At 38.7% G+C, this 20,101-nt stretch carries 18 protein-coding genes; 8 read left to right on the forward strand and 10 right to left on the reverse strand.

From position 1 onward, the window contains the following. The first annotated feature begins 264 nt into the window (after window positions 1-264). Window positions 265-759, forward strand: a complete 495-nt coding sequence (locus tag AC559H_RS18075) for a YHS domain-containing (seleno)protein (protein ID WP_237746370.1) — start codon at window positions 265-267, stop codon at window positions 757-759. An 8-nt stretch (window positions 760-767) separates the two neighbouring features. Here AC559H_RS18075 and AC559H_RS18080 read toward each other — a convergent pair whose 3' ends face one another. The 3 genes from AC559H_RS18080 to AC559H_RS18090 all read right to left on the reverse strand — a co-directional run bounded on the left by AC559H_RS18080 (window position 768) and on the right by AC559H_RS18090 (window position 3,967). Continuing rightward, the gene (locus AC559H_RS18080) at window positions 768-3,035 is read right to left on the reverse strand and encodes a serine/threonine-protein kinase (RefSeq protein WP_081696194.1); all 2,268 of its coding nucleotides are present in this window, start codon (window positions 3,033-3,035) and stop codon (window positions 768-770) included. Between the two features lie 312 nt (window positions 3,036-3,347). Beyond that, window positions 3,348-3,734 (reverse strand): type II toxin-antitoxin system VapC family toxin, encoded by a 387-nt coding sequence (locus AC559H_RS18085; RefSeq protein ID WP_026795379.1) that lies wholly within the window; start codon window positions 3,732-3,734, stop codon window positions 3,348-3,350. 2 nt (window positions 3,735-3,736) lie between these two features. Next, complete coding sequence (locus tag AC559H_RS18090; protein WP_233423098.1) at window positions 3,737-3,967, reverse strand: type II toxin-antitoxin system Phd/YefM family antitoxin; 231 nt, start codon at window positions 3,965-3,967, stop codon at window positions 3,737-3,739. A 188-nt stretch (window positions 3,968-4,155) separates the two neighbouring features. Between AC559H_RS18090 and AC559H_RS18095 the strand changes: the two genes are divergently transcribed. Continuing rightward, a complete protein-coding gene (locus tag AC559H_RS18095) occupies window positions 4,156-4,656 on the forward strand; it encodes a DUF29 domain-containing protein (protein ID WP_042154484.1) in 501 nt (166 codons plus the stop codon). Between the two features lie 258 nt (window positions 4,657-4,914). Beyond that, window positions 4,915-7,800 carry an aminomethyl-transferring glycine dehydrogenase gene (gene gcvP, locus AC559H_RS18100; protein WP_422630669.1) on the forward strand — a complete coding sequence of 962 codons (2,886 nt, stop codon included), beginning with the start codon at window positions 4,915-4,917 and terminating at the stop codon, window positions 7,798-7,800. A 175-nt stretch (window positions 7,801-7,975) separates the two neighbouring features. On the opposite strand, the gene AC559H_RS18105 is transcribed toward gcvP, so the two are convergent. Both AC559H_RS18105 and AC559H_RS18110 read right to left on the reverse strand, forming a co-directional pair. Continuing rightward, the gene (locus AC559H_RS18105; RefSeq protein WP_026795375.1) at window positions 7,976-8,485 is read right to left on the reverse strand and encodes a hypothetical protein; all 510 of its coding nucleotides are present in this window, start codon (window positions 8,483-8,485) and stop codon (window positions 7,976-7,978) included. 5 nt (window positions 8,486-8,490) lie between these two features. Further along, complete coding sequence (locus AC559H_RS18110) at window positions 8,491-9,597, reverse strand: AAA family ATPase (protein WP_026795374.1); 1,107 nt, start codon at window positions 9,595-9,597, stop codon at window positions 8,491-8,493. Window positions 9,598-9,698: 101 nt separating this feature from the next. On the opposite strand from AC559H_RS18110, the gene AC559H_RS18115 reads away from it, so the two are divergent. The 3 genes from AC559H_RS18115 to AC559H_RS18125 all read left to right on the forward strand — a co-directional run bounded on the left by AC559H_RS18115 (window position 9,699) and on the right by AC559H_RS18125 (window position 12,949). Then, a complete protein-coding gene (locus AC559H_RS18115; protein ID WP_071782753.1) occupies window positions 9,699-10,622 on the forward strand; it encodes a restriction endonuclease in 924 nt (307 codons plus the stop codon). 58 nt (window positions 10,623-10,680) lie between these two features. After that, window positions 10,681-11,601: an alpha/beta hydrolase family protein gene (locus AC559H_RS18120; protein ID WP_036833451.1), complete on the forward strand. Its 921-nt coding sequence runs from the start codon at window positions 10,681-10,683 to the stop codon at window positions 11,599-11,601. A gap of 133 nt (window positions 11,602-11,734) precedes the next feature. Then, window positions 11,735-12,949 carry a hypothetical protein gene (locus tag AC559H_RS18125; RefSeq protein WP_026795372.1) on the forward strand — a complete coding sequence of 405 codons (1,215 nt, stop codon included), beginning with the start codon at window positions 11,735-11,737 and terminating at the stop codon, window positions 12,947-12,949. A gap of 67 nt (window positions 12,950-13,016) precedes the next feature. On the opposite strand, the gene AC559H_RS18130 is transcribed toward AC559H_RS18125, so the two are convergent. Next, complete coding sequence (locus AC559H_RS18130) at window positions 13,017-13,652, reverse strand: TMEM165/GDT1 family protein (RefSeq protein WP_026788153.1); 636 nt, start codon at window positions 13,650-13,652, stop codon at window positions 13,017-13,019. A 363-nt stretch (window positions 13,653-14,015) separates the two neighbouring features. Here AC559H_RS18130 and malQ point away from each other — a divergent pair, with 363 nt between their 5' ends. Beyond that, window positions 14,016-15,512 carry a 4-alpha-glucanotransferase gene (gene malQ, locus AC559H_RS18135; protein ID WP_026795371.1) on the forward strand — a complete coding sequence of 499 codons (1,497 nt, stop codon included), beginning with the start codon at window positions 14,016-14,018 and terminating at the stop codon, window positions 15,510-15,512. Window positions 15,513-15,711: 199 nt separating this feature from the next. Here malQ and AC559H_RS18140 read toward each other — a convergent pair whose 3' ends face one another. Together AC559H_RS18140 and AC559H_RS18145 are read right to left on the reverse strand one after the other, a co-directional pair. Next, window positions 15,712-16,626 carry a RodZ domain-containing protein gene (locus tag AC559H_RS18140; RefSeq protein ID WP_026795370.1) on the reverse strand — a complete coding sequence of 305 codons (915 nt, stop codon included), beginning with the start codon at window positions 16,624-16,626 and terminating at the stop codon, window positions 15,712-15,714. A 6-nt stretch (window positions 16,627-16,632) separates the two neighbouring features. Further along, window positions 16,633-17,427, reverse strand: coding sequence for a pseudouridine synthase (locus AC559H_RS18145; RefSeq protein WP_026788148.1), 795 nt, complete (start codon window positions 17,425-17,427; stop codon window positions 16,633-16,635). Between the two features lie 18 nt (window positions 17,428-17,445). Between AC559H_RS18145 and AC559H_RS18150 the strand changes: the two genes are divergently transcribed. After that, window positions 17,446-18,333 carry an LmeA family phospholipid-binding protein gene (locus tag AC559H_RS18150; protein ID WP_051319762.1) on the forward strand — a complete coding sequence of 296 codons (888 nt, stop codon included), beginning with the start codon at window positions 17,446-17,448 and terminating at the stop codon, window positions 18,331-18,333. A 74-nt stretch (window positions 18,334-18,407) separates the two neighbouring features. Here AC559H_RS18150 and AC559H_RS18155 read toward each other — a convergent pair whose 3' ends face one another. Next, on the reverse strand, window positions 18,408-18,953 hold the full coding sequence (locus AC559H_RS18155) for a DUF456 domain-containing protein (RefSeq protein WP_026788147.1): 546 nt from the start codon (window positions 18,951-18,953) through the stop codon (window positions 18,408-18,410). A gap of 4 nt (window positions 18,954-18,957) precedes the next feature. Continuing rightward, the gene (locus AC559H_RS18160; RefSeq protein WP_026795369.1) at window positions 18,958-19,815 is read right to left on the reverse strand and encodes a M48 family metalloprotease; all 858 of its coding nucleotides are present in this window, start codon (window positions 19,813-19,815) and stop codon (window positions 18,958-18,960) included. Window positions 19,816-20,101 lie beyond the last annotated feature (286 nt).

Raw genomic sequence — 20,101 nt, forward strand, 5'->3', positions numbered from 1 at the left:
CTACGTACGTACTACGTACGTACGTACGTACGTACGTACGTACGTACGTACGTACGTACGTACGTACGTACGTACGTACGTACGTACGTACGTACGTACGTACGTACGTCGAGAGAGNCAAAAACTATAAATAAGAGCAAAAAATTTTCTGTAACCTCCCCTACTTTTAGCGTCAAAACGATGAATTACCAAACTCTTACAATTTTAATCACGTCTTCAATATTGATACTGGGATTGACAGTTAGTTGTAGTTCTAATCCTAACGTGGAAACTGTTATTTCCAGTCCTCAACCTGCGGTTAATTCAAATTCTAATTTAACCCCACCCCCACCCCAAAATACTCCAAATTCTACGCCATCTGAGTGGATTTCGGGAGTATTTTATGCCGAAAATTCGATAGCTTTGAAAGGGTTTGATGTTGTTGCCTATTTTCAACAAGGGCAAGCTATTCCTGGGAATCCTAATTTTAATTATCAATGGAGGAATGTTAATTGGCAATTTTCTACGGCAGAAAATCGAGATTTATTTGTTCAAAATCCTGAAAAATATGCTCCTGAATATGGGGGATTTTGTGCTTGGGCGGTGAGTCAAGGTTATACCGCACCCATTGACCCGAATGCCTGGAAAATTGTGGATGGGAAGCTCTACTTAAATGCTAATCCCAAAATTCAACAGCGCTGGGCAAAGGATATCCCTGGAAATATTACTAAAGCTGATAAAAATTGGCCCGGTTTGGCAAAGGAAATTCAAAGTAAATAAATCTACCCCTACCGTCCTTTCCACAATTTAATCGTGCTGTCCCAACTCCCACTGGCTAACGTCCGACCATCGGGACTGAAGGCGAGGGGTGCAGGGTTGAAAAAAGATGAATGTCTGTCGAGAGTTGCAATTTTCCCTTGGCTCTGCACATCCCACAATTGAATCGTGCTGCGAAACAGCCCTCCACCCCCACTCGCTAACGTCCGACCATCGGGACTGAAGGCTACAGACCTGACCAATCCTGAATGTCCGGTGAGAGTAGCAATTTCCTGTTGACTCTGCACATCCCACAATTGAATCGTGCTGCGAAACAGCCCAAGCCCATCACTCCCACTGGCTAACGTCCGACCATCGGGACTGAAGGCTACAGACCTGACGAAAACATGACTGACCAAATTTGAATGTCCGGTGAGAGTAGCAATTTGCCGTTGGCTCTGCACATCCCACAATTTTATCGTCTTGTCAAAACTCCCACTGGCTAACGTCCGACCATCGGGACTGAAGGCTACAGACAAGACAAGACTTGAATGTCCGGTGAGAGTAGCAATTTGCCGTTGGCTCTGCACATCCCACAATTTTATCGTCTTGTCATCACTCCCACTAGCTAACGTCCGACCATCGGGACTGAAGGCTACAGAGTAGACAGCACTTGAATGTCCGGTGAGAGTAGCAATTTGCTGTTGCTTCTGCACACCCCACAATTTTATCGTGTTGTCATCACTCCCACTGGCTAACATCCGACCATTGGGACTGAAGGCTACAGACGTGACAATAGCTGAATGTCCGGTGAGAGTAGCAATTTGCCCTTGGCTCTGCACATCCCACAATTTAATCGTGTTGTCCGCACTCCCACTGGCTAACGTCCGACCATCGGGACTGAAGGCTACAGACCTGACCAAATTTGAATGTCCGGTGAAAGTAGCAACCAGGGTGGGGTTTTGCCAGGGGAGTTGGGCTGAGGGGTTGGGGGGTGTTGTTTTGGGTGGCGATGTTAATTGAGTTATGAGCGCACTATATCCCAATTTAAGACGAGGAATAATTTGAGTAATTACAATTACAATAATTGTTAAAACAATTGCTAAAATCCACAAAGTTTGAGGTTGGGATTGACTCATAATTCTTGTGGGTAGCGATGTTAATAGAGTTATGGGCGCACTATATCCCAATTTAAGACGAGGAATAATTTGAGTAATTACAATTACAATTATTGTTAAAACAATTGCTAAAATTAATAAAGTTCGAGGTTGGGATTGACTGATAATTCTTGTTGTCTTAGCATTCTTCTTTCTGGAATAACCATTAGGTTTTGGAGCCTGATTTTTATTATTTAGAGCCGTTATCACATCCCTTGCCGACTGAAACCGATGACTAGGATCAGGTTTGAGCATTTTATCTAAAATATTAGCTAAATCCTGATTAACACCAGAAAATTTAGATCTCCAATTCCATTTGAGAGTATAAGTATGGCGTAAATTTTGTGGATGTTGATTAGTAAGTAATTGAACACAAGAAGCCGCCAGTGCGTATAAATCACTGGATGGATAAACTTGTTGTCCAGCTTCTTGTTCGGGTGGCGCATATCCCTTAGTCCTAAACCCTATAGATTTTTCTGGAGATATTACTCCTCGGGTGACTTGTTTAACTGCACCAAAATCAATTAAATAAAGCTTTTGATTATCCTCACGGCGAATAATATTATCCGGTTTAATATCCCGATGAATCAGTTCTTGATTGTGAATAAACTCTAATGTCGGTAAAATTTGCTGCAAGATTTCTAAAATCTGGTTTTCTAAAAAACAACCTTGTTTCTTTAATTCCTCACTTAAATTTTTACCTTTAATATATTGCTGAACTAAATAATTGCAATCTTGTGAAATATAGGAATTAAATTGGGGTGCTGTTAAGATAAAATATTCGTAGAAGTCAGGAATTTGCTGTTGATTACCATGTAATTCGGCTAAAACTTTGGCTTCCCGTTCAAAAGCTTTTTTAATCCCTTTAACATCTTCCGGTGTGTAACCAGGTTCAATTTCTAATCGCTTTACTACACAGTACCGTTGATTAATTGAATCTAAATCAACGGCTAAAAAAGTGGCTCCAAATCCTCCCTTTCCCAACGCTTGGAAGGGTTGATAATGTCGTCCCTTTGCAGTTAAGATTAATGGCATCCCACAGGTACGACAAAACAGTTGCCTTTCTGGGGTAATATTATATTGGAAGTCTGGGAAATGGTTATCAGGCCCAAGGCAACCGGGACGAGTGCAATAGATATTCATATTGAGGATTTTTTGAGTTGATGTCAAAAATATAGCAATCCCAGGTTAATTATAATCGTTAAAGTAGTATTTTAGTCGGTGTGTGGTACAAGTCAACTAAATAGTCCTAGTCCCACTAACGCCAGGAAACCCACTTATAAAGGTTTTTAAGGCAGAAACCGGGTTTCTGTCATCAGCTTTGTTGAATCATCAAAAGATAGTTGAAGAAACCCGGTTTCTGAGGGTTTCTGGTGGTTAAATTAATCCGATCTCCCGTACTTCTACTTAGAAATAAGAGTAGAATGAAACGGAGCGATCACTATGCACAAACACTTACTCTATTCTGTGAATTGGGTATAAATTAAATATAGAATCTTGACTAATAATATAAATATTTTCAACGATACTTTGTGCAATTAACAATCGATCAAAGGGATCTTTATGATAAAAAGGTAATTGACAAACCAAGTTTAAATGACTCAGTTTAATTTGTAGTAAATTAAAATCTTCTAGCTGGAGTTTTTCTGCTATATAGTGCTCTAATGATACCGATAAAGTTAGTTTTCCTTGACTTTGCTTAATTGCCATCTCCCAAACGCTTGCCACACTAATATATTTGATGTTGTTTATATCTTCAATTAAATTTCGCGCCGTCCCATTGAGTTTTTCATTCCCTGAGAAAAACCAAATCAGTGCATGAGTATCTAATAAAACTTGCATTTCTAATCTTGAAATTCTTCTAAAGGATCATCAAAATCATCAGTAATAGAAATAATTCCTTTATCTGTTCCAAATAAAGCCGGACGTTGAGATTGTTTTTGCCGAAATAAAACCAATTTCAACAAAGGTTTTTTATTTTCTGTAATAATAATTTCTTCTCCATTTAAAGCTAAATCAAATAATTCCGAAATTTGTGAAATTGCCTGTGTAATTTCTATGGAAGACATAGCCATCTAGTGGAACGCCATTATTTACCCATTATAGCAGAAAATTTATATTTTCTCCTCGTACTTTTTATTCTCTGGTAATATCCCGAAGCCGGAAGAAAGATGTGCTTGCTTTTTTGTTGAAGTTGCGATCGCACAATTTGACACCTATTTTAAAAAACAATATAATTCCTACTATCCTCTGAATTAATATTATGGATACAAAACAGAGCGCATCCTTTCAAACAGGTTTCTCTCTTTATGAACAAGACTTTTATGGATGGACACAGCAACAAGCCAAACTGTTACGGGAAGGCGCATTAGATCACCTTGATATTATCAATTTGGCTGAGGAGATTCAATCTTTGGGAAAGCAACAACGCCAGGAGTTAAAAAACCGTTTAGGAATTTTACTCGGTCATTTACTCAAGTGGCAGTTTCAACCCAATAAACGCTCTAAAAGTTGGTTTGTGACCCTGCGCGAACAACGCCGAGAGATTGGCTATTTATTAACAGAAAATCCCAGTTTAAAACCCTATCTTCCTGAAGCATTACACAAAGGTTATCAAAGTGGCATTGACTTAGCTGTACGCGAAACCTCCCTGAATGATCAGGATTTTCCCACGGAATGTCCCTATACCCTAGACCAAGTTTTAGACACTAACTTTTTCCCAGGAGAACCTTCTGAACACTTTCACCAACCAGAATATAGATAATAAGCAGGTTATTATTAACAATTCCTTTGTGTCTTGGTGTCTTGGTGGTTAAATTGATCCTCAAGGCTATAAATTAATGATTCAAAAGTAGGAGCGAGGATCAAGATTAATTTAACCACGAAGACACAAAGACACAGAGAATTTATCGACTATTCCTATCTCTTTTCTTCAAACTTTGCTAAACTAATTTTAGGAAAAGTAAATAGTTGAATCATTCGGAGTTTCATGTTAGAGATTACTTCCTCAGCGAGCACCCAGATGGAAACCATGCCATATTCCGCCCCCAAGGGTAACGAAAAAGCTCCTCAATTCCAGGGGTTTGCCAAACGGCATCTAGGCCCCAATCCTGTTGAGATTCAACAAATGTTAGAATTGTTGGGGGTTTCTAGTTTAGAAACTTTAATTGATCAAACAATTCCCTCAACTATTCGCCTCAATTATAGCTTAAAATTACCAGAAGCTCAAACCGAATATGCGGCTTTAAATCAATTAAAAGCGATCGCCTCTCAAAATCAAGTCTATCGTTCTTTTATTGGCATGGGATACTCCGATTGTATCACACCCGGAGTGATTCAAAGAAATATCCTAGAAAATCCCGGTTGGTATACGGCTTATACCCCCTATCAGGCTGAAATTGCCCAAGGTCGTTTAGAAGCCTTACTAAACTTTCAAACCCTAATTATCGACTTAACTGGATTAGAAATAGCTAACGCTTCTTTACTCGATGAAGCTACGGCCGCCGCCGAAGCCATGAGTCTAAGTTATGCGGTTTCTAAAACCAAAGCTACGGGATTTTTTGTCTCCCAAGATTGTCACCCTCAAACCATTGACGTAGTTAAAACCCGTGCGATTCCCCTAGGCATTGAGATTATTATTGGAGATCATCATACCTTTGATTTTAGCACATCTATCTTTGGATGTCTACTACAATATCCTACTACTGATGGCACAATTTATGACTATCGTAACTTCATAGAAACCGCCCATAAACATAACGCTTTAGTTACAGTGGCGGCGGATATTTTAAGTTTAACCCTATTAACACCTCCTGGGGAATTAGGAGCAGATATTGCCGTCGGAAGTACCCAACGGTTGGGGGTTCCATTGGGTTATGGCGGCCCCCATGCGGCCTATTTTGCTACCAAAGAAACCTATAAACGCAACGTCCCCGGTCGGATGGTTGGTGTTTCTAAAGATGCTCAAGAAAACCCGGCGTTACGGTTAGCATTACAAACCCGTGAGCAACATATTCGCCGCGATAAAGCTACCAGTAATATTTGTACAGCCCAGGTATTATTAGCGGTAATTGCTAGTTTGTATGCGGTATATCATGGGCCGTCTGGACTTCAAGAAATCGCCCAAAATATCCATCAGTTAACCCTAACCTTAGCAGAAGGCTTAAAACGGTTAGGCTACGCAATGGGAACAGAACCATTTTTTGATACAATTAAAGTAGAATTAGGGCAAAAATCCTTAACGGAAATTCTGTTAGCATCCCAAACCAAAGAAATTAATCTCCGAGTGATTGATTCCGAAACCGTTGGTATTAGTTTAGATGAAACTACCACAATTAATGATATCATTGATTTATGGGAAATCTTTGCCGAATCTGAATTAAAGTTTACGGTTGAAGATGTCTTAAACCCATCAGAAAATCTTACCCCATTTATCCGAAAATCTGCCTATTTAACCCATCCGGTTTTCAACAGTTACCATTCAGAAACCGAACTTCTACGCTATATTCATCGTTTAGAAACTAAGGATTTATCCTTAACTACTTCCATGATTCCTTTGGGTTCCTGTACAATGAAATTGAATGCCACGGCGGAGATGATTCCGGTAACTTGGCCAGAATTGGGAAAACTCCATCCCTTCGCCCCAAAAGAGCAAACCCAAGGCTATCAAATTCTGTTTGAACAATTAGAAAATTGGTTAGCAGAAATAACAGGATTTTCCGGGATTTCTTTACAACCAAATGCAGGTTCCCAGGGGGAATATGCCGGATTATTAGTAATTCGTCACTACCATGAAAGTCGGGGAGAGATAAACCGAAATATCTGTTTAATTCCCGAATCTGCCCACGGTACAAACCCTGCTAGTGCGGTGATGTGCGGGTTTAAAGTAGTTTCTGTTGCCTGTGATGATCAAGGAAATATTAATATTAATGACTTGCAAGCTAAGGCCGAAAAATATCACGAAAATTTAGCTGCATTAATGATTACCTATCCCTCAACTCACGGCGTATTTGAAACCGGAATTGAAGACATTTGTAATATCATTCACAGCAATGGCGGACAGGTTTATATGGATGGGGCAAATATGAACGCCCAAGTCGGGTTATGTCGCCCTGGGGATTTTGGCGCCGATGTCTGCCACCTCAACCTGCATAAAACCTTCTGTATTCCCCACGGGGGCGGTGGGCCAGGAATGGGGCCGATTGGGGTCGCCTCCCATTTAGTTCCCTTCCTCCCCGGTCATGGGGTTGTAGACATCCCAGGAAGTCAAACTGGGGCTGTTTCCGCCGCCCCTTGGGGGAGTGCGAGTATCCTGGTGATTTCTTGGATGTATATTGCCATGATGGGGCCAAAGGGATTAACAGAAGCGACAAAATTGGCAATTTTAAATGCGAATTATATTGCCAGTCGTTTAGATAAATATTACCCGATTTTGTACAAGGGAAATCAGGGATTTGTTGCCCATGAATGTATTTTAGATTTGCGGGGCGTGAAGAAATCTGCGGGTATTGAAGTTGATGATATTGCTAAACGATTAATGGACTATGGATTCCATGCCCCCACGGTTTCTTGGCCAGTAGCTGGAACCATGATGGTAGAACCAACTGAAAGCGAATCTAAACCGGAATTAGATCGGTTTTGTGATGCGATGATTGCCATTTATCAGGAGATTTCCCAGATAGAATCGGGGGCGATGGATGCCACTAATAATATGTTGAAAAACGCGCCCCATACGGCAATTTCCCTGCTTTGTGGCGAATGGAATCGTCCCTATTCCCGGGAACAAGCCGCCTATCCCGCCCCCTGGACAAAAGAACATAAATTCTGGCCGTCTGTGGGACGAATTGATAATGCTTTTGGCGATCGCAATTTTATCTGTTCCTGCTTACCAATGGATGCTTATGAGTAATTGAAATCATCCCCCGTTAATCTTTGATAAGTAGTTGCACAAAATAAATTACCTAGTTGAGAGAGGGAACAGCCCCCCCAAACCCCCCGTGCACGGGGGGCTAGGGGGGGAGGGAACAGGGTAGAGGATGTGTAATTAATTTTGTTCAGGTACTTATGACGGGGGATGCTTAAATTTACTTTTGTTTGCGCCGAGGAATTAAGGGAGGTTTTGCAGGTTCATAGGACTTTAATCCTCCATCTCCTGTCAGAATTTCTACTTCATAACCTGACTTTGCATAATAATCTGCAACTCGCTTAATACTTGCATCTCCGAGGGATAATTTTTGCGTGGCTAACTGAGGAAATTCATCCGCCAGTTGTTTAATTTGTTCAGAATTCCATAACTCTGACTGTTGGGTAAATGCAGCCCAAGGGGTTTGATTATCAGCCGTTAATTTCATTAATTCTGCTAATTTTAGAGCAGTTTCATATCGTAGATTAGAAGATTGGGCAATATGATTTCCTGTTTCAATAATAGAAGCTAACGGTAAAACAAACGTTGTTTTTAATTTTTCTTCTCGTTGTAAAATTTCCTCTACTTTGGCTTTATCCCAATAATTTTCTTTTGAACCACAGGTTTCTTTACCCGGAACTCCTAACCAAACACACAGGATAGAAGTATCAAAAATTAATACTTTTATCATTATTTCTATTCCCGATGTTTAGCTAAACTTTTTTCTAATAATCCCTCTTGGGTGATTTTTCCCAAAGAACCTGAAGCCATCAATTTCGGTAAATTTTCAATTTCATCTAAGGGAATTAACTGGCTTTCTCCTGTATCTTGATCTCGATAAGCAACCATAACAAAAGGAATAAAATCAGGGGTTAATTCATCCATTAAAGCCGGGTTATGAGTTGTGACTAAAATATCGATATTCCGTTTTTTTCCTATTTCCTTTAACATTTTCAAAAGCAAACCAGCCCGAGAAGGATGTAAACCATTATCAACTTCTTCAATCACAATTAAACTACCTTCGGGACGAGTTAATAAAGCCGTTAAAATCGCTAAAAATCTTAATGTTCCATCGGACATTCCTCTCGCATCCACTAATAAAGGTTCTTGATTTTCACCCCATTTTTCTTCACAATATAACATGGCATCACTGCCTAATCTTCCCACAGGTTCCGCCCAAACTCGTTGTAAATCTCCTTCAGGAAGTTGGGATAAATAATTGAGTAAAGTTTGTTCAATTTTTTCTTTTTCCGGTTCAGGAAAGGCGGCTAAAACTCCAGCAATATTTGAACCATCTTGTTCTAAAATTTTTGATAGTGGAGAATAGTCTCTCATATTCTGAGGAATTGGGTTAATAATAAATATTTTTTTGAGAACTTCTAAAACCGTATTTTCTGATGAGTTATTAATTCCATTATTCTCATTAGATTTAAGTAATTTTATAAATTCATGAATTAATTGTATTTTAGGTTCTATTTCACTTGTAATACTATAAAGACAATCAAATTCAACTTTCTCATCTTCCTGTTTATATTCTCCACTAATAACTGCTTCTAAGGTAAACTGAGTTTCAGGTTTTCTAACTACCCATTCTAACCCTCCTCGAATTCCTGGGGTATGACTATCACCAATTAAAGCAGATTCTAAGGATTTTGCTTCGGGAATACGACTTAAAAAATCCAAAGCATCAATAATATTAGATTTGCCACTAGAATTAGTTCCAATTAAAATAGTAATTGGATCTATATATAAGGTTGCTTCTTTAAAACTTTTCCAGTTTTTTAAGTTAATTTGCTTCAGCATTAGGAATGTTTTTATAGTTTAATTATTTTTCTAATTCAGGATAGATGTCTCTAACTTATAGTGTATCATAGTAGGTTGATGCGATCGCAACTTCTCAAACCATGAATCAATCCCCTATTATTCCAAGCCTTAGTGATTTGATAGAACCACTCATAAAAGCTCTAAAAACTTTAGGTGGTTCTGGAACTGTTCAGGAAATTTATGATAAAGTCTGCGAACTTGGAAATTTTTCAGATGCTCAACAAAATATACTACATAAACAAGGGCCGAATACAGAAATTGCTTATCGTTTAGCTTGGGCTAGAACTAACTTAAGAATTTATGGCGCATTAGAAAATGTACGTCGAGGGGTCTGGTCTTTAACCGAAAAAGGACGTAACCTCGAAGCAATTGATATTACAGAAATTAATAAAGTTGTTCAGAAATCAACACAACAGAAATCTCAATTAATTTCAGGAAATAAAAATGATCAAGGAATAAAAATTACTCCCTCTAATATTGATTTTACGAATAATACGTCAGAGCATGAGTTTATAAAAATTAACGATCAAATTCCTATTGACTCAGATATTTGGACAGAAAAACTCTTGAAAATTTTACAACAAATTCCTCCCGATAGTTTTGAAAGATTATGTCAACGAATTTTAAGAGAATCTGGATTTATTAAAGTTGAAGTAACCGGAAGAAAAGGAGATGGGGGAATTGATGGAATTGGAGTCTTAAAAATTGCCTTATTGAGTTTTCAAGTATTCTTTCAATGTAAACGTTATACGGGTTCTGTTGGCCCTTCTGAAATTCGAGATTTCCGAGGTGCTATGGTAGGAAGAACCGATAAAGGTTTATTTTTAACCACAGGAACTTTTACCAGTTCAGCCAAACAAGAAGCCACCCGTGACGGTGCGCCTGTATTAGATTTAATTGATGGGGAACAACTTTGTCAAATTCTCAAAGATTTGAATTTAGGAGTCGAAACAAAAATGATTGAGGTGGTTGAAATTGATCAAAATTGGTTTAATCATTTATAATTGCTATACTATAATTAAATACTAACTCAACCCTAAAACACTTTACCTATTCTCGATTATGCTTGTATTTTTTATTCATGGTGTCGCCACAAGAGATGCTTGCTACTCATCAAATTTACAACAAATTATCAAAACAGAATTTAGTCAACGGGGAGAAAAAAATCCTCATTTTTATGCTAGTTTTTGGGGTTCTGCCTTAACAGATATGGGGAAAATATGGAATGGGATTGATGAAGATTTAGCACACGCTAAAAAGAAATATTCTAAAAGTGATAGTGAAGAGTTTTTGAAATATCGATCGTTTAGAGAAGGTTTCTTTTCTCAATTTATGGGGGATTTCTTTACCTATATGAATCCTGATAAGGGTCGAAAAATTCGCAAAACCATCGCTGAACAACTCTATGATTTTATCGAGGAAAACCCTAATAATTCTGAACTTCATATTGTTGCCCATTCGTTAGGAACTGTGATTTTATGGGATATTTTATTTTCAGATCGATTTTCAGCGAAAGATCCCGCTTTATCTATTCGAGCTATGATTCGAGAATTGGAAAATCAGACAGATGTAAAACTTAAACATCAGGTTAATTTGAGCAGTATCACGCTCATAGGTTCGCCCATTTTATTTATTAATACGATGTTAGATGTACGTCCCGAAAAAGTCGAGCAATTTGCTCATTCCTATTCTTCTGAACAGCCTTTAAGATGGCTTAATTTAATTCATGGTTCCGACTTAATGGCTTATCCTTTAAAAGCGAATTTACATCTGGCTGAAAATAGTTATCTAAAATTTGAAGATGAGTATTTATTAGAGGATACTAACTGGGTTGAAAAAATAGCTAGAAGTTTAGGTCAAAATGACTTAGCAATGGCTGTGAGTTCTAGTGATGCCCATAATAGTTATTGGAATTGTCCTCACACTGCTAGATTAATTACTAATAATATTTTGAATCAACTTGACAATAATGGTTTAGTCTAAAAAAAAATATTAAATCTCAAAACAAAAATGATTGAAGTGGTTGAAATTGATCATGATTGGTTTAATCATTTATAATTGCTATACTATAATTAAATACTAACTCAACCCTAAAACACTTTACCTATTCTCGATTATGCTTGTATTTTTTATTCATGGTGTCGCCACCAGAGATGCTTGCTACTCATCAAATTTACAACAACTTATCAAAACAGAATTTAGTCACCGGGAAGAAAAGAATCCTCATTTTTATGCTAGTTTTTGGGGTTCTGCTTTAACAGATATAGGGAAAATATGGAATGGTATTGATGATGATTTAGCAGCCGTTAAAAAGAAATATCCTAAAATTGCTAGTGAAGAGATTTTTCGATATCGAACCTTTAGAGAAGGCTTATTTTCTCAATTTCTTGGAGATTTCTTTACCTATATGAATCCTGATAAGGGTCGAGAAATTCGCAAAACAATCGCTCAACAACTCTATAATTTTATTAAGGAAAACCCCAATGATTCTGAACTTCATATTGTTGCCCATTCGTTAGGAACTGTGATTTTATGGGATATTTTATTTTCAGATCGATTTTCAGCGAAAGATCCCGCTTTATCTATTCGAGCTATGATTCGAGAATTGGAAAATCAGACAGATGTGAAACTTAAAAATCAGGTTAATTTGAAGAGTATCACCCTTATGGGTTCGCCCATTTTATTAATTAACATGATGTTAGATGTGCGTCCCGAAAAAGTCAATCAATTGGCTGATTCCTATTCTTCTGAACAGCCTTTAAGATGGCTCAATTTAATTCATGCTTCGGACTTAATTGCCTATCCTTTAAAAGCGAGTTTACATCTAGCTGAAAATAGTTGTCTGAAATTTACAGATGAGTATTTATTAGAGGATGTTAACTTGGCTGAAAAAACAGCTAGAAGTTTAGGTCAACCTGACTTAGCAATGGTTTTAGGTTCTAGTGATGCCCATAGTAATTATTGGAATTGTTCTCAAACTGCTCGATTAATTACTAATAATATTTTGAATCAACAAAAAGTGATTTTTCAAAATTTCTTAAAAACCGTAATTCACCATTTATCTCAAGTTAAGGGGATGACACCTATATCTCAAGTGATGGGAATTCAACGCAATTATAATAACTATAATATTTCAAAGGCAGATCTTTATTTAAAATTTCCTGATAAAAGTGGGAAAATTTATTTATTTGTTAATGCTATTAACGTGCATCATGTTTATGTATTAGATAGTGATGATCAACTTCAATTCGGTGGCTATGTGGGTTGGATAGATCAGGAAGGGTTAATCAAAAAACTAGAGTTAATCAAGGGTTTGATGATTAACCGTTAATTTATCTAATTGTAAGCGATTTATTTGAACCCACAATTAAAGCTCTTAATGCTTTAGAAAGTTAATCTTAAGCAACGGAACTTTCAACCCCTCTGAATAATGCGATCGCACTAAACACCAAAAACAAACAACCCCCAATAATAGTAATCGTCCGTTCCGATAATCTTCCGGCTATTAATTTCCCTCCTAAGACCGCAATAGCCGCACAAATAGTATGGCCGACAATTCCCCCCATAATCACCCCTATCGGGTTATGAAAGGTCGCTAAGGCAATCGTCGCAATTTGAGTGCGATCGCCCCATTCTGCCACAAAAGTTAATATAAAAGATTCTAATAAAATTTTCCATTTAGTTTTGCCTTTAGCAAACTTACTATCTGCTTTTTCTACCGCTTCTACCGCTTCTACCTGTTCGTCATTTGTACCCAATTCCTTGGGCATTTTACTAGCATCATACAAGAGTTTTACCCCAAACAGAGCAAACAAAATAATCTCGGCATAATGAATATAAATCTGAGGTAAAAAGGAAAATATCTGTCCCACCGCCACGGAAATAACTGTCATCGTTGCCAAGGCAGCGACTACTCCAGCAAATACAACTTTTCTGTTATATTTTGATGATAAAATAACCGCAATAAAAAATGTTTTATCCCCAAGTTCCGAAATAGTAATCAGTAAGAGTGCAGCCGTAAAAGCAGTGAGCATAATTTTAATAGAACTTAATCGGATCAAAGAAATGATGGAACCGGACTTTATTATTTTGAATTTACCATAAAATCTTTCTATATTCAAGTATTTTTATCCGCTAAAATTGCTAGTTTTATTCATAAATGAATCATAATAATTTCATAATAAATTCATGATTTAATCTTCAAGCCTCCTCTACTGAAAGAGAATAAAGACCCTCTGAACATGATCCTTATTGCACTGCTCCCTGAAAAAATTTATAAAAAAGGACTTCCCCTTAGTCGTAAGATCAAGAAGATGGATCTAATCTGTTGATGTGATGTTCAATTGCAACTTGACTTGATCCCTGGCAAATTTGTATAACCTCTATCGTTAATCCTTATGTCATTTCCCCGTTCTAGCGGTATCCTACTGCATCCCACATCCTTACCCAGTCCCTTTGGCGTTGGAGATATTGGCCCGGTTGCCTATCAGTTCGTTAACTTTTTAAAACAAAGTGCCCAAAAACTTTGGCAAGTCTTACCCCTTGGCCCGACTGGATTTGGCAATTCTCCTTATTTATCCTATTCTGCTTTTGCGGGAAATCCCTTATTAATTAGTTTAGAACTCTTAAAAGAGGATGAATTATTAACCGATGAAGACTTAGCAAATCCGCCGCATTTTCCCGATCATATTGTTAATTTTGACGCGGTTAAAGCCTTTAAAGAAAAACTATTTCATCAAGCTTGTATTACCTTTAAAACCAATGCCACAGAAGAACAGGAAGAAGAATTTAATCGTTTTTGTTCCCGCAGTAACTATTGGTTAGATGATTACGCCATTTTTATGTCACTTAAAGAGGCATTTAATGGAGAAAGCTGGAATGAATGGGAAACAGGAATTGCCCTGCGAAAACAGGAATCCTTACATAAATGGGGAGAAAAGTTAGCCAAACCTATCTATTATCATAAATTTCTCCAATTTCAATTCTTCAAACAATGGTCAAAACTCAAACATTATGCCAATGAACAAGGCATCCAAATTTTTGGAGATTTAGCGATTTATGTTGCCCATGATAGTGCCGATGTTTGGTCACATCCTGAAATCTTTTGTTTAGATGAAGAAACCGGAGAAGCCGCATTAATGGCTGGAGTTCCACCGGATTATTTTAGTGCCACCGGGCAATTGTGGGGAAATCCAGTTTATAATTGGGAACGTTTGCAACAGGACGGATTCTATTGGTGGCTGCAACGAATTGAATCTTTATTAGGCTATTTAGATTTAGTTAGAATTGATCATTTTCGGGGTTTAGAATCATTTTGGGCCGTTCCTCAAGGGGAAACAACCGCTATGAATGGTCAATGGGTAGACGCACCGGGAAATGCCTTTTTTAGTTTATTAAATGAGAAATTAGGCGAATTACCAATTATCGCCGAAGACTTGGGAGTTATCACCCAAGAAGTGGAAGAATTGCGGGATAAATATGGTTTACCCGGGATGAAAATTCTACATTTTGCCTTTGATTCCGGTTCCGGTAATCCCTATTTACCCTATAATTACGGTTCAGCAAATTGGGTGGTTTATACCGGAACCCATGACAACGATACAACGGTGGGTTGGTTTAACCGTCGTAGTTTACAGGAACAAGCCCGAGTCACCCGCTATTTAGGTTGCACCTCCGGTTATGGCATTCACTGGGATTTAATTCGGTTAGCCATGTCCTGTGTGGCAAATCAAGCGATTTTCCCCCTCCAGGATATTTTGGGTTTAGGGAGTGAAGCAAAAATGAATATGCCGGGAGAAGCCGAAGGTAACTGGGCTTGGCGTTTTCAACCCGGAGTATTAACCGAAGAAATCGGAGAACGCCTCAAGTTTCTAACCGAAACCTACGGTCGTTAAATCAGTTATCAGTGATCAGTCATCAGTTAACAGTGTAAGAGGTATCAGTTATCAGTTCAGGAGTTAATAAATTAACTGTAAACTTCTTAACTGTAAACTTCTTAACTGATGACTGTTAACTGTTGACTGTTAACTGATGACTGTTAACTGATGACTGTTAACTGATGACTGTTAACTGATGACTGGGGGAAGGTGGGAATTATAATTTCGATAAATCTTCAGCTTTGAAAACCACTTCTTGAACCTGACCGGGTTCCCCAAGACTTTTGGCTTCTCCGTTATTAACGGTTACGAGAACTCCTCCAGCATTTCCAGTAAACACAACAACCTTATCTTTCGCTTTCCAACTGCGTTGTGTTCCCCCTTCTAAGGTACCTTCAAATGCGGTTTTACCATCCACTTCAATAACTACCCAGGAGGGATCTTTCGCCACTATCCCCACTTCTACTGTCTTTTCGGTTTTTGATTGGGCGGAGGACTCCGTTTCAGATACTTTCTCAACGGTTGTTGTTACCTTTTGGGTCGTTGAAGATGGGGGAGAAGAAACGAATTGACTAGCGGAAGTGGATGGTTTTTTTGGCTGAACGACCGCCTGACGAAGTTGAGGATTAACCTCTGGTGGGTTGGTTGTGGCAACGGGTTCACCCGATACACTCGCAAAATTAGCGGTTTTATTCAGATAAGAAACCCCATTAATCGCACAAATAATTAATAGGATATAAGTTAAGTAAAGATGGGTGGGTCTTAATTGTGGAAGGGTCAAGAAATTAAGTTTTGATTTCATCCCCACTTTTTGAGGTTCGGGGAGGAAAAAGTTAGCCAGTTCTACTCCATTTAAACCCAAAGCATCAGCATAGGTACGGATTAACCCTTGAGTATAAACTGGTTCTGGGAGTTGTTCTGTCCTAGCTTCTTCTAAAGATTGTAATAAATGGGAACGGATTCGAGTGTAAGCCGCTACCATATCTAAAGAGAGGGAATGACCGAGACGAGTTTCTCTGAGTTGTCCTCCAATTTCTACTAATCGCTGAATCAGTTCAGGATCATAGGAATTAAGGGTTGGGCTAGGATTTTTAGCCATTTTAAACGGTAAGACAAATAAATCAGTTTTCATAATCATTTACTCCTTGATGTCTACAGGGTGAACGGGCACACTAACCAATGGGGATGAAATGGGATTTCGTAAGAACTCAATTTCCCAGGCACTCAGAGAACGATATTGACCCTCTGGCAATGGGGATTTTTCAGGAGGTTGGAGTTGAATTGAGCCAATGGCAGTTCGGTGTAATTTAATTACTGGATAACCTAACTGTTCGGCAACTCGGCGAATTTGCCGCTTTCTACCCTCATATAAAATCACTTCCAATAAAGTCTGGTGATCTGAATTTTGTTGAATACACCGAACTTGAGCAGGTAATGTTTTTCTTCCTGCCAATAGCACACCCTGACGCCAAGCCTGTAATATTGAATCCGATGGATTTCCGGCAACCCAGACTTGATAAGTTTTAGGAATCAAATGACGAGGATGAGTTAAACGAAAGGTTAATTCTCCATCGTTGGTCAGTAATAATGCCCCTGTAGAATCGACATCCAAGCGTCCAACCGGATGAATGCCTTGACCTACTCGCATTTTACGCGGAAGTAGATCCAAAACGGCAGGTCGTCCGTTGGGGTCTAAACAAGTCGATACAACTCCTATCGGTTTATGGAGTAATAAGTAGACTGGCTCAGGTCGGTAGTTGGGTTTAATTGACTTCCCATCGACCTCAATTTGATCGCAATTCGGATCGGCTTTTTGTCCCAACTCGGCTAAATTGCCATTCACCCGTACCCGTCCCGCTTGAATCATTTCTTCGGCGTGACGGCGGGAGGCAATGCCCCATTGAGCCATAATTTTTTGTAGCCTTTCATCCATGCTGATCGGTAACTGTCCTTGACTAATGGTAGATCTATTCAAACCAAGGGAGACTATGTACAAATATTACAGCAATCCGCAATTAATCCTACTATCAATCTGAGTTTGGTGTGGAATAATGTGGGGATGGGTGATTCTGGAGTAGCTATGGCATTGATTCAGACTGGGGCCAAACCCTTAATTGGAAGTATATTATCAAAGGCAATTGGGCTTTGGTTGCGATCGCAAGTTGACAAAATTGATCACCTACAACTCAATATCGAAGGTAGTAATCGTTCTCTGCTGTCCGGGGATATTCCAGGGGTGTCTGTCGCTGCGGAGAATGCCATCTATCAGGGGTTACATTTAACTCAAGTCCAATTACAAGGGTCAAATATTCGGTTTAATCTGGGTCAAATTTTAAAAGGTCAACCTTTACACCTGTTAGAACCTTTTTTTGTCACCGGAAATCTACACTTACATCAATTGGATCTGAATCAATCCCTACAAGCTCCAATGTTAGTCCAGGCATTAAACGAGTTTGTTTTGTCACTGTTGATCGCTTTGACCCAATCTTCATCCCAGTCTACTTATGATCTCCAAAATCAGCAAAATGATTCTTGGGTGCAATCGGTTCAACGGATTCAAGATACCCAAATTCTTATAGAAACCGATCATCTAATTCTAAACGCCCAACTGCTTTTCGACTCAGGTGAACTATTATTTTTTCAATTAAAAACCGGATTAGAAATTGCTAATTTCCGTGAACTGATGTTGGTTCAGCCCAAAGTCCAAATTTATGACATTGATACTGAACTGCACCTAGATAATTATATCATTGATCTAGGTTCAGATATCAAAATTCAAGACTTAATTTTATCCCCTGGATTACTTGAAATTCAAGCCACACTCAAAATCAATCCCTAATCAGTTATCAGTTATCAGTCATCAGTCATCAGTTTAAGAGTTATCAGTATTACCTATTACCGATTCGTAATTCTTTAAGGTTGCAATGTGGAAACCAACGGCCAAGTCTTAATAACAAAAATACCAACGGCAACAATTCCTAAGACCAATTCAATCACATTGCCTAAAATTGAACCGATAAAAACACCAATACTAGCCTTAAAAGCTGGCTTGATTCGTTCAATTAATTTAACATCCCGTTGATATAGAAATTCCCCAATAAAAGCACCCAAAATCGGCCCAATTAAAACCCCTAATAACGGCCCTCCAAAGGGTAAAGCGGGTAAAAGTCCGAATAATCCCACAACCAATCCAATAATTGCTCCGAACTGCGCCCATTTACTCGCCCCAAACTGTTGTAATCCCAAAATTGTCGCTAAATAGACAATCACCATACTTAAAATTAAAATCGAAATTACCACAATCATCGGCCCCACAATTCCCGTGAATTTTGTAGCAATTCCCCAAACTAAAATAGCGCCTAAAATTAAACTGGTTCCAGGTAATAAAGGAACAACAATTCCAATAATCCCGACCATCATAAAAACAATCAAAATCCAATATAAAATCCAATAGTTCATGGGGTTAATTTTGTGAGTGGTTAGTGAGAACCGCTTGAGCAAAGCGCTCTTGTCCTTCTTCTAAATTCGGGGGAATCCCCTGCGGATAAGTTTTAGTAATTATAGCCTGTAGGAGTTCTACCCCATTACCGGGGTTAGGATGGGTACTCAAAAATTCTGGTGGAGACCCCCCCGAATTAGCAGACCCTAAAATCTGCATTAGTTCTACTAAACCTTTGGGGCTGTAACCAGCTTTCGTCATGAATTCAAACCCCAAGCGATCGCTTTCTAATTCATCTGCACGACTATACTTAAGGTTAACTAATTGATTCACCGCTTGAGCCACAATCGCCGCTTGTTGGGCATTCCGAGGGTCATCACTGGCCGTAATTCCCACCGCATTGACTAAAGCCGCCCCTAACTGTTGTCTAGCCAGATGTTCTGAACCATGGCGGCCAATCACATGACCGACTTCATGTCCTAAAACCCCCGCCAGTTGAGCTTCGGAGTTGAGACGATTAAATAGAGCCATAGTCACAAATACTTGTCCTCCGGGTAATGCAAAGGCGTTAACGATTTTGGGATCATGCAATAGGTGAAAATCAAAAGGATAGGAAGATTGAGCCGCCGCCGATTTCTGCACAACCCGCAATCCCACTTCATCGACATAATTTTGTAATGTGGAATCGGGATATAAACCCCCATACTGTTCCGCTAGTTGTCCTCTGGATTTGAGTCCTAAAACAATTTCTTGACGGGGAGAAAGACTAACGTGCTGTACTTCTCCTGTGATCGGATTTTTTTCAACATTGGTGTAGTAACTGATTAATCCAAATAGGGCAAATAGAAGCCCAATAAACATACGCAGTAAAAATTTTTTCATAAAAATATCTCAAGACTTGCCCTTGATAATAACAATTTTTTTTTAAACCTGATTTTAGTAAAATTATTTTAAATTTTAGATAAAAAACTCATATTTTTTTGATTAATTTATATCAAAAGACAGATACTACTTTTTAATTTATAGTTTAGAATGGGTGTGGGTTTTATTGATATAGCAGGGAACACCGGAACAGCCCCCCAAACCCCCCCAAACCCCCCGTGCACGGGGGGCTAGGGGGGGAGGGAACGCCGGAGTCTCGGAGGAAAGACTTCACCGTCTAGCTTTG

Origin of the sequence: Planktothrix prolifica NIVA-CYA 540 (assembly GCF_963864145.1) — a bacterium.
Taxonomy (GTDB): Bacteria; Cyanobacteriota; Cyanobacteriia; order Cyanobacteriales; family Microcoleaceae; genus Planktothrix; species Planktothrix agardhii.

Coding starts and splice junctions, on each gene's coding strand:
- AC559H_RS18155 (WP_026788147.1), bottom strand. CDS start 18,953: ATGAACTATTGGATTTTATATTGGATTTTGATTGTTTTTATGATGGTC.
- AC559H_RS18120 (WP_036833451.1), top strand. CDS start 10,681: ATGCTTGTATTTTTTATTCATGGTGTCGCCACAAGAGATGCTTGCTAC.
- AC559H_RS18095 (WP_042154484.1), top strand. CDS start 4,156: ATGGATACAAAACAGAGCGCATCCTTTCAAACAGGTTTCTCTCTTTAT.
- AC559H_RS18110 (WP_026795374.1), bottom strand. CDS start 9,597: ATGCTGAAGCAAATTAACTTAAAAAACTGGAAAAGTTTTAAAGAAGCA.
- AC559H_RS18085 (WP_026795379.1), bottom strand. CDS start 3,734: ATGCAAGTTTTATTAGATACTCATGCACTGATTTGGTTTTTCTCAGGG.
- AC559H_RS18080 (WP_081696194.1), bottom strand. CDS start 3,035: ATGAATATCTATTGCACTCGTCCCGGTTGCCTTGGGCCTGATAACCAT.
- AC559H_RS18145 (WP_026788148.1), bottom strand. CDS start 17,427: ATGGATGAAAGGCTACAAAAAATTATGGCTCAATGGGGCATTGCCTCC.
- AC559H_RS18140 (WP_026795370.1), bottom strand. CDS start 16,626: ATGAAAACTGATTTATTTGTCTTACCGTTTAAAATGGCTAAAAATCCT.
- AC559H_RS18130 (WP_026788153.1), bottom strand. CDS start 13,652: ATGCTCACTGCTTTTACGGCTGCACTCTTACTGATTACTATTTCGGAA.
- malQ (WP_026795371.1), top strand. CDS start 14,016: ATGTCATTTCCCCGTTCTAGCGGTATCCTACTGCATCCCACATCCTTA.
- gcvP (WP_422630669.1), top strand. CDS start 4,915: ATGGAAACCATGCCATATTCCGCCCCCAAGGGTAACGAAAAAGCTCCT.
- AC559H_RS18105 (WP_026795375.1), bottom strand. CDS start 8,485: ATGATAAAAGTATTAATTTTTGATACTTCTATCCTGTGTGTTTGGTTA.
- AC559H_RS18115 (WP_071782753.1), top strand. CDS start 9,699: ATGAATCAATCCCCTATTATTCCAAGCCTTAGTGATTTGATAGAACCA.
- AC559H_RS18160 (WP_026795369.1), bottom strand. CDS start 19,815: ATGAAAAAATTTTTACTGCGTATGTTTATTGGGCTTCTATTTGCCCTA.
- AC559H_RS18125 (WP_026795372.1), top strand. CDS start 11,735: ATGCTTGTATTTTTTATTCATGGTGTCGCCACCAGAGATGCTTGCTAC.
- AC559H_RS18090 (WP_233423098.1), bottom strand. CDS start 3,967: ATGGCTATGTCTTCCATAGAAATTACACAGGCAATTTCACAAATTTCG.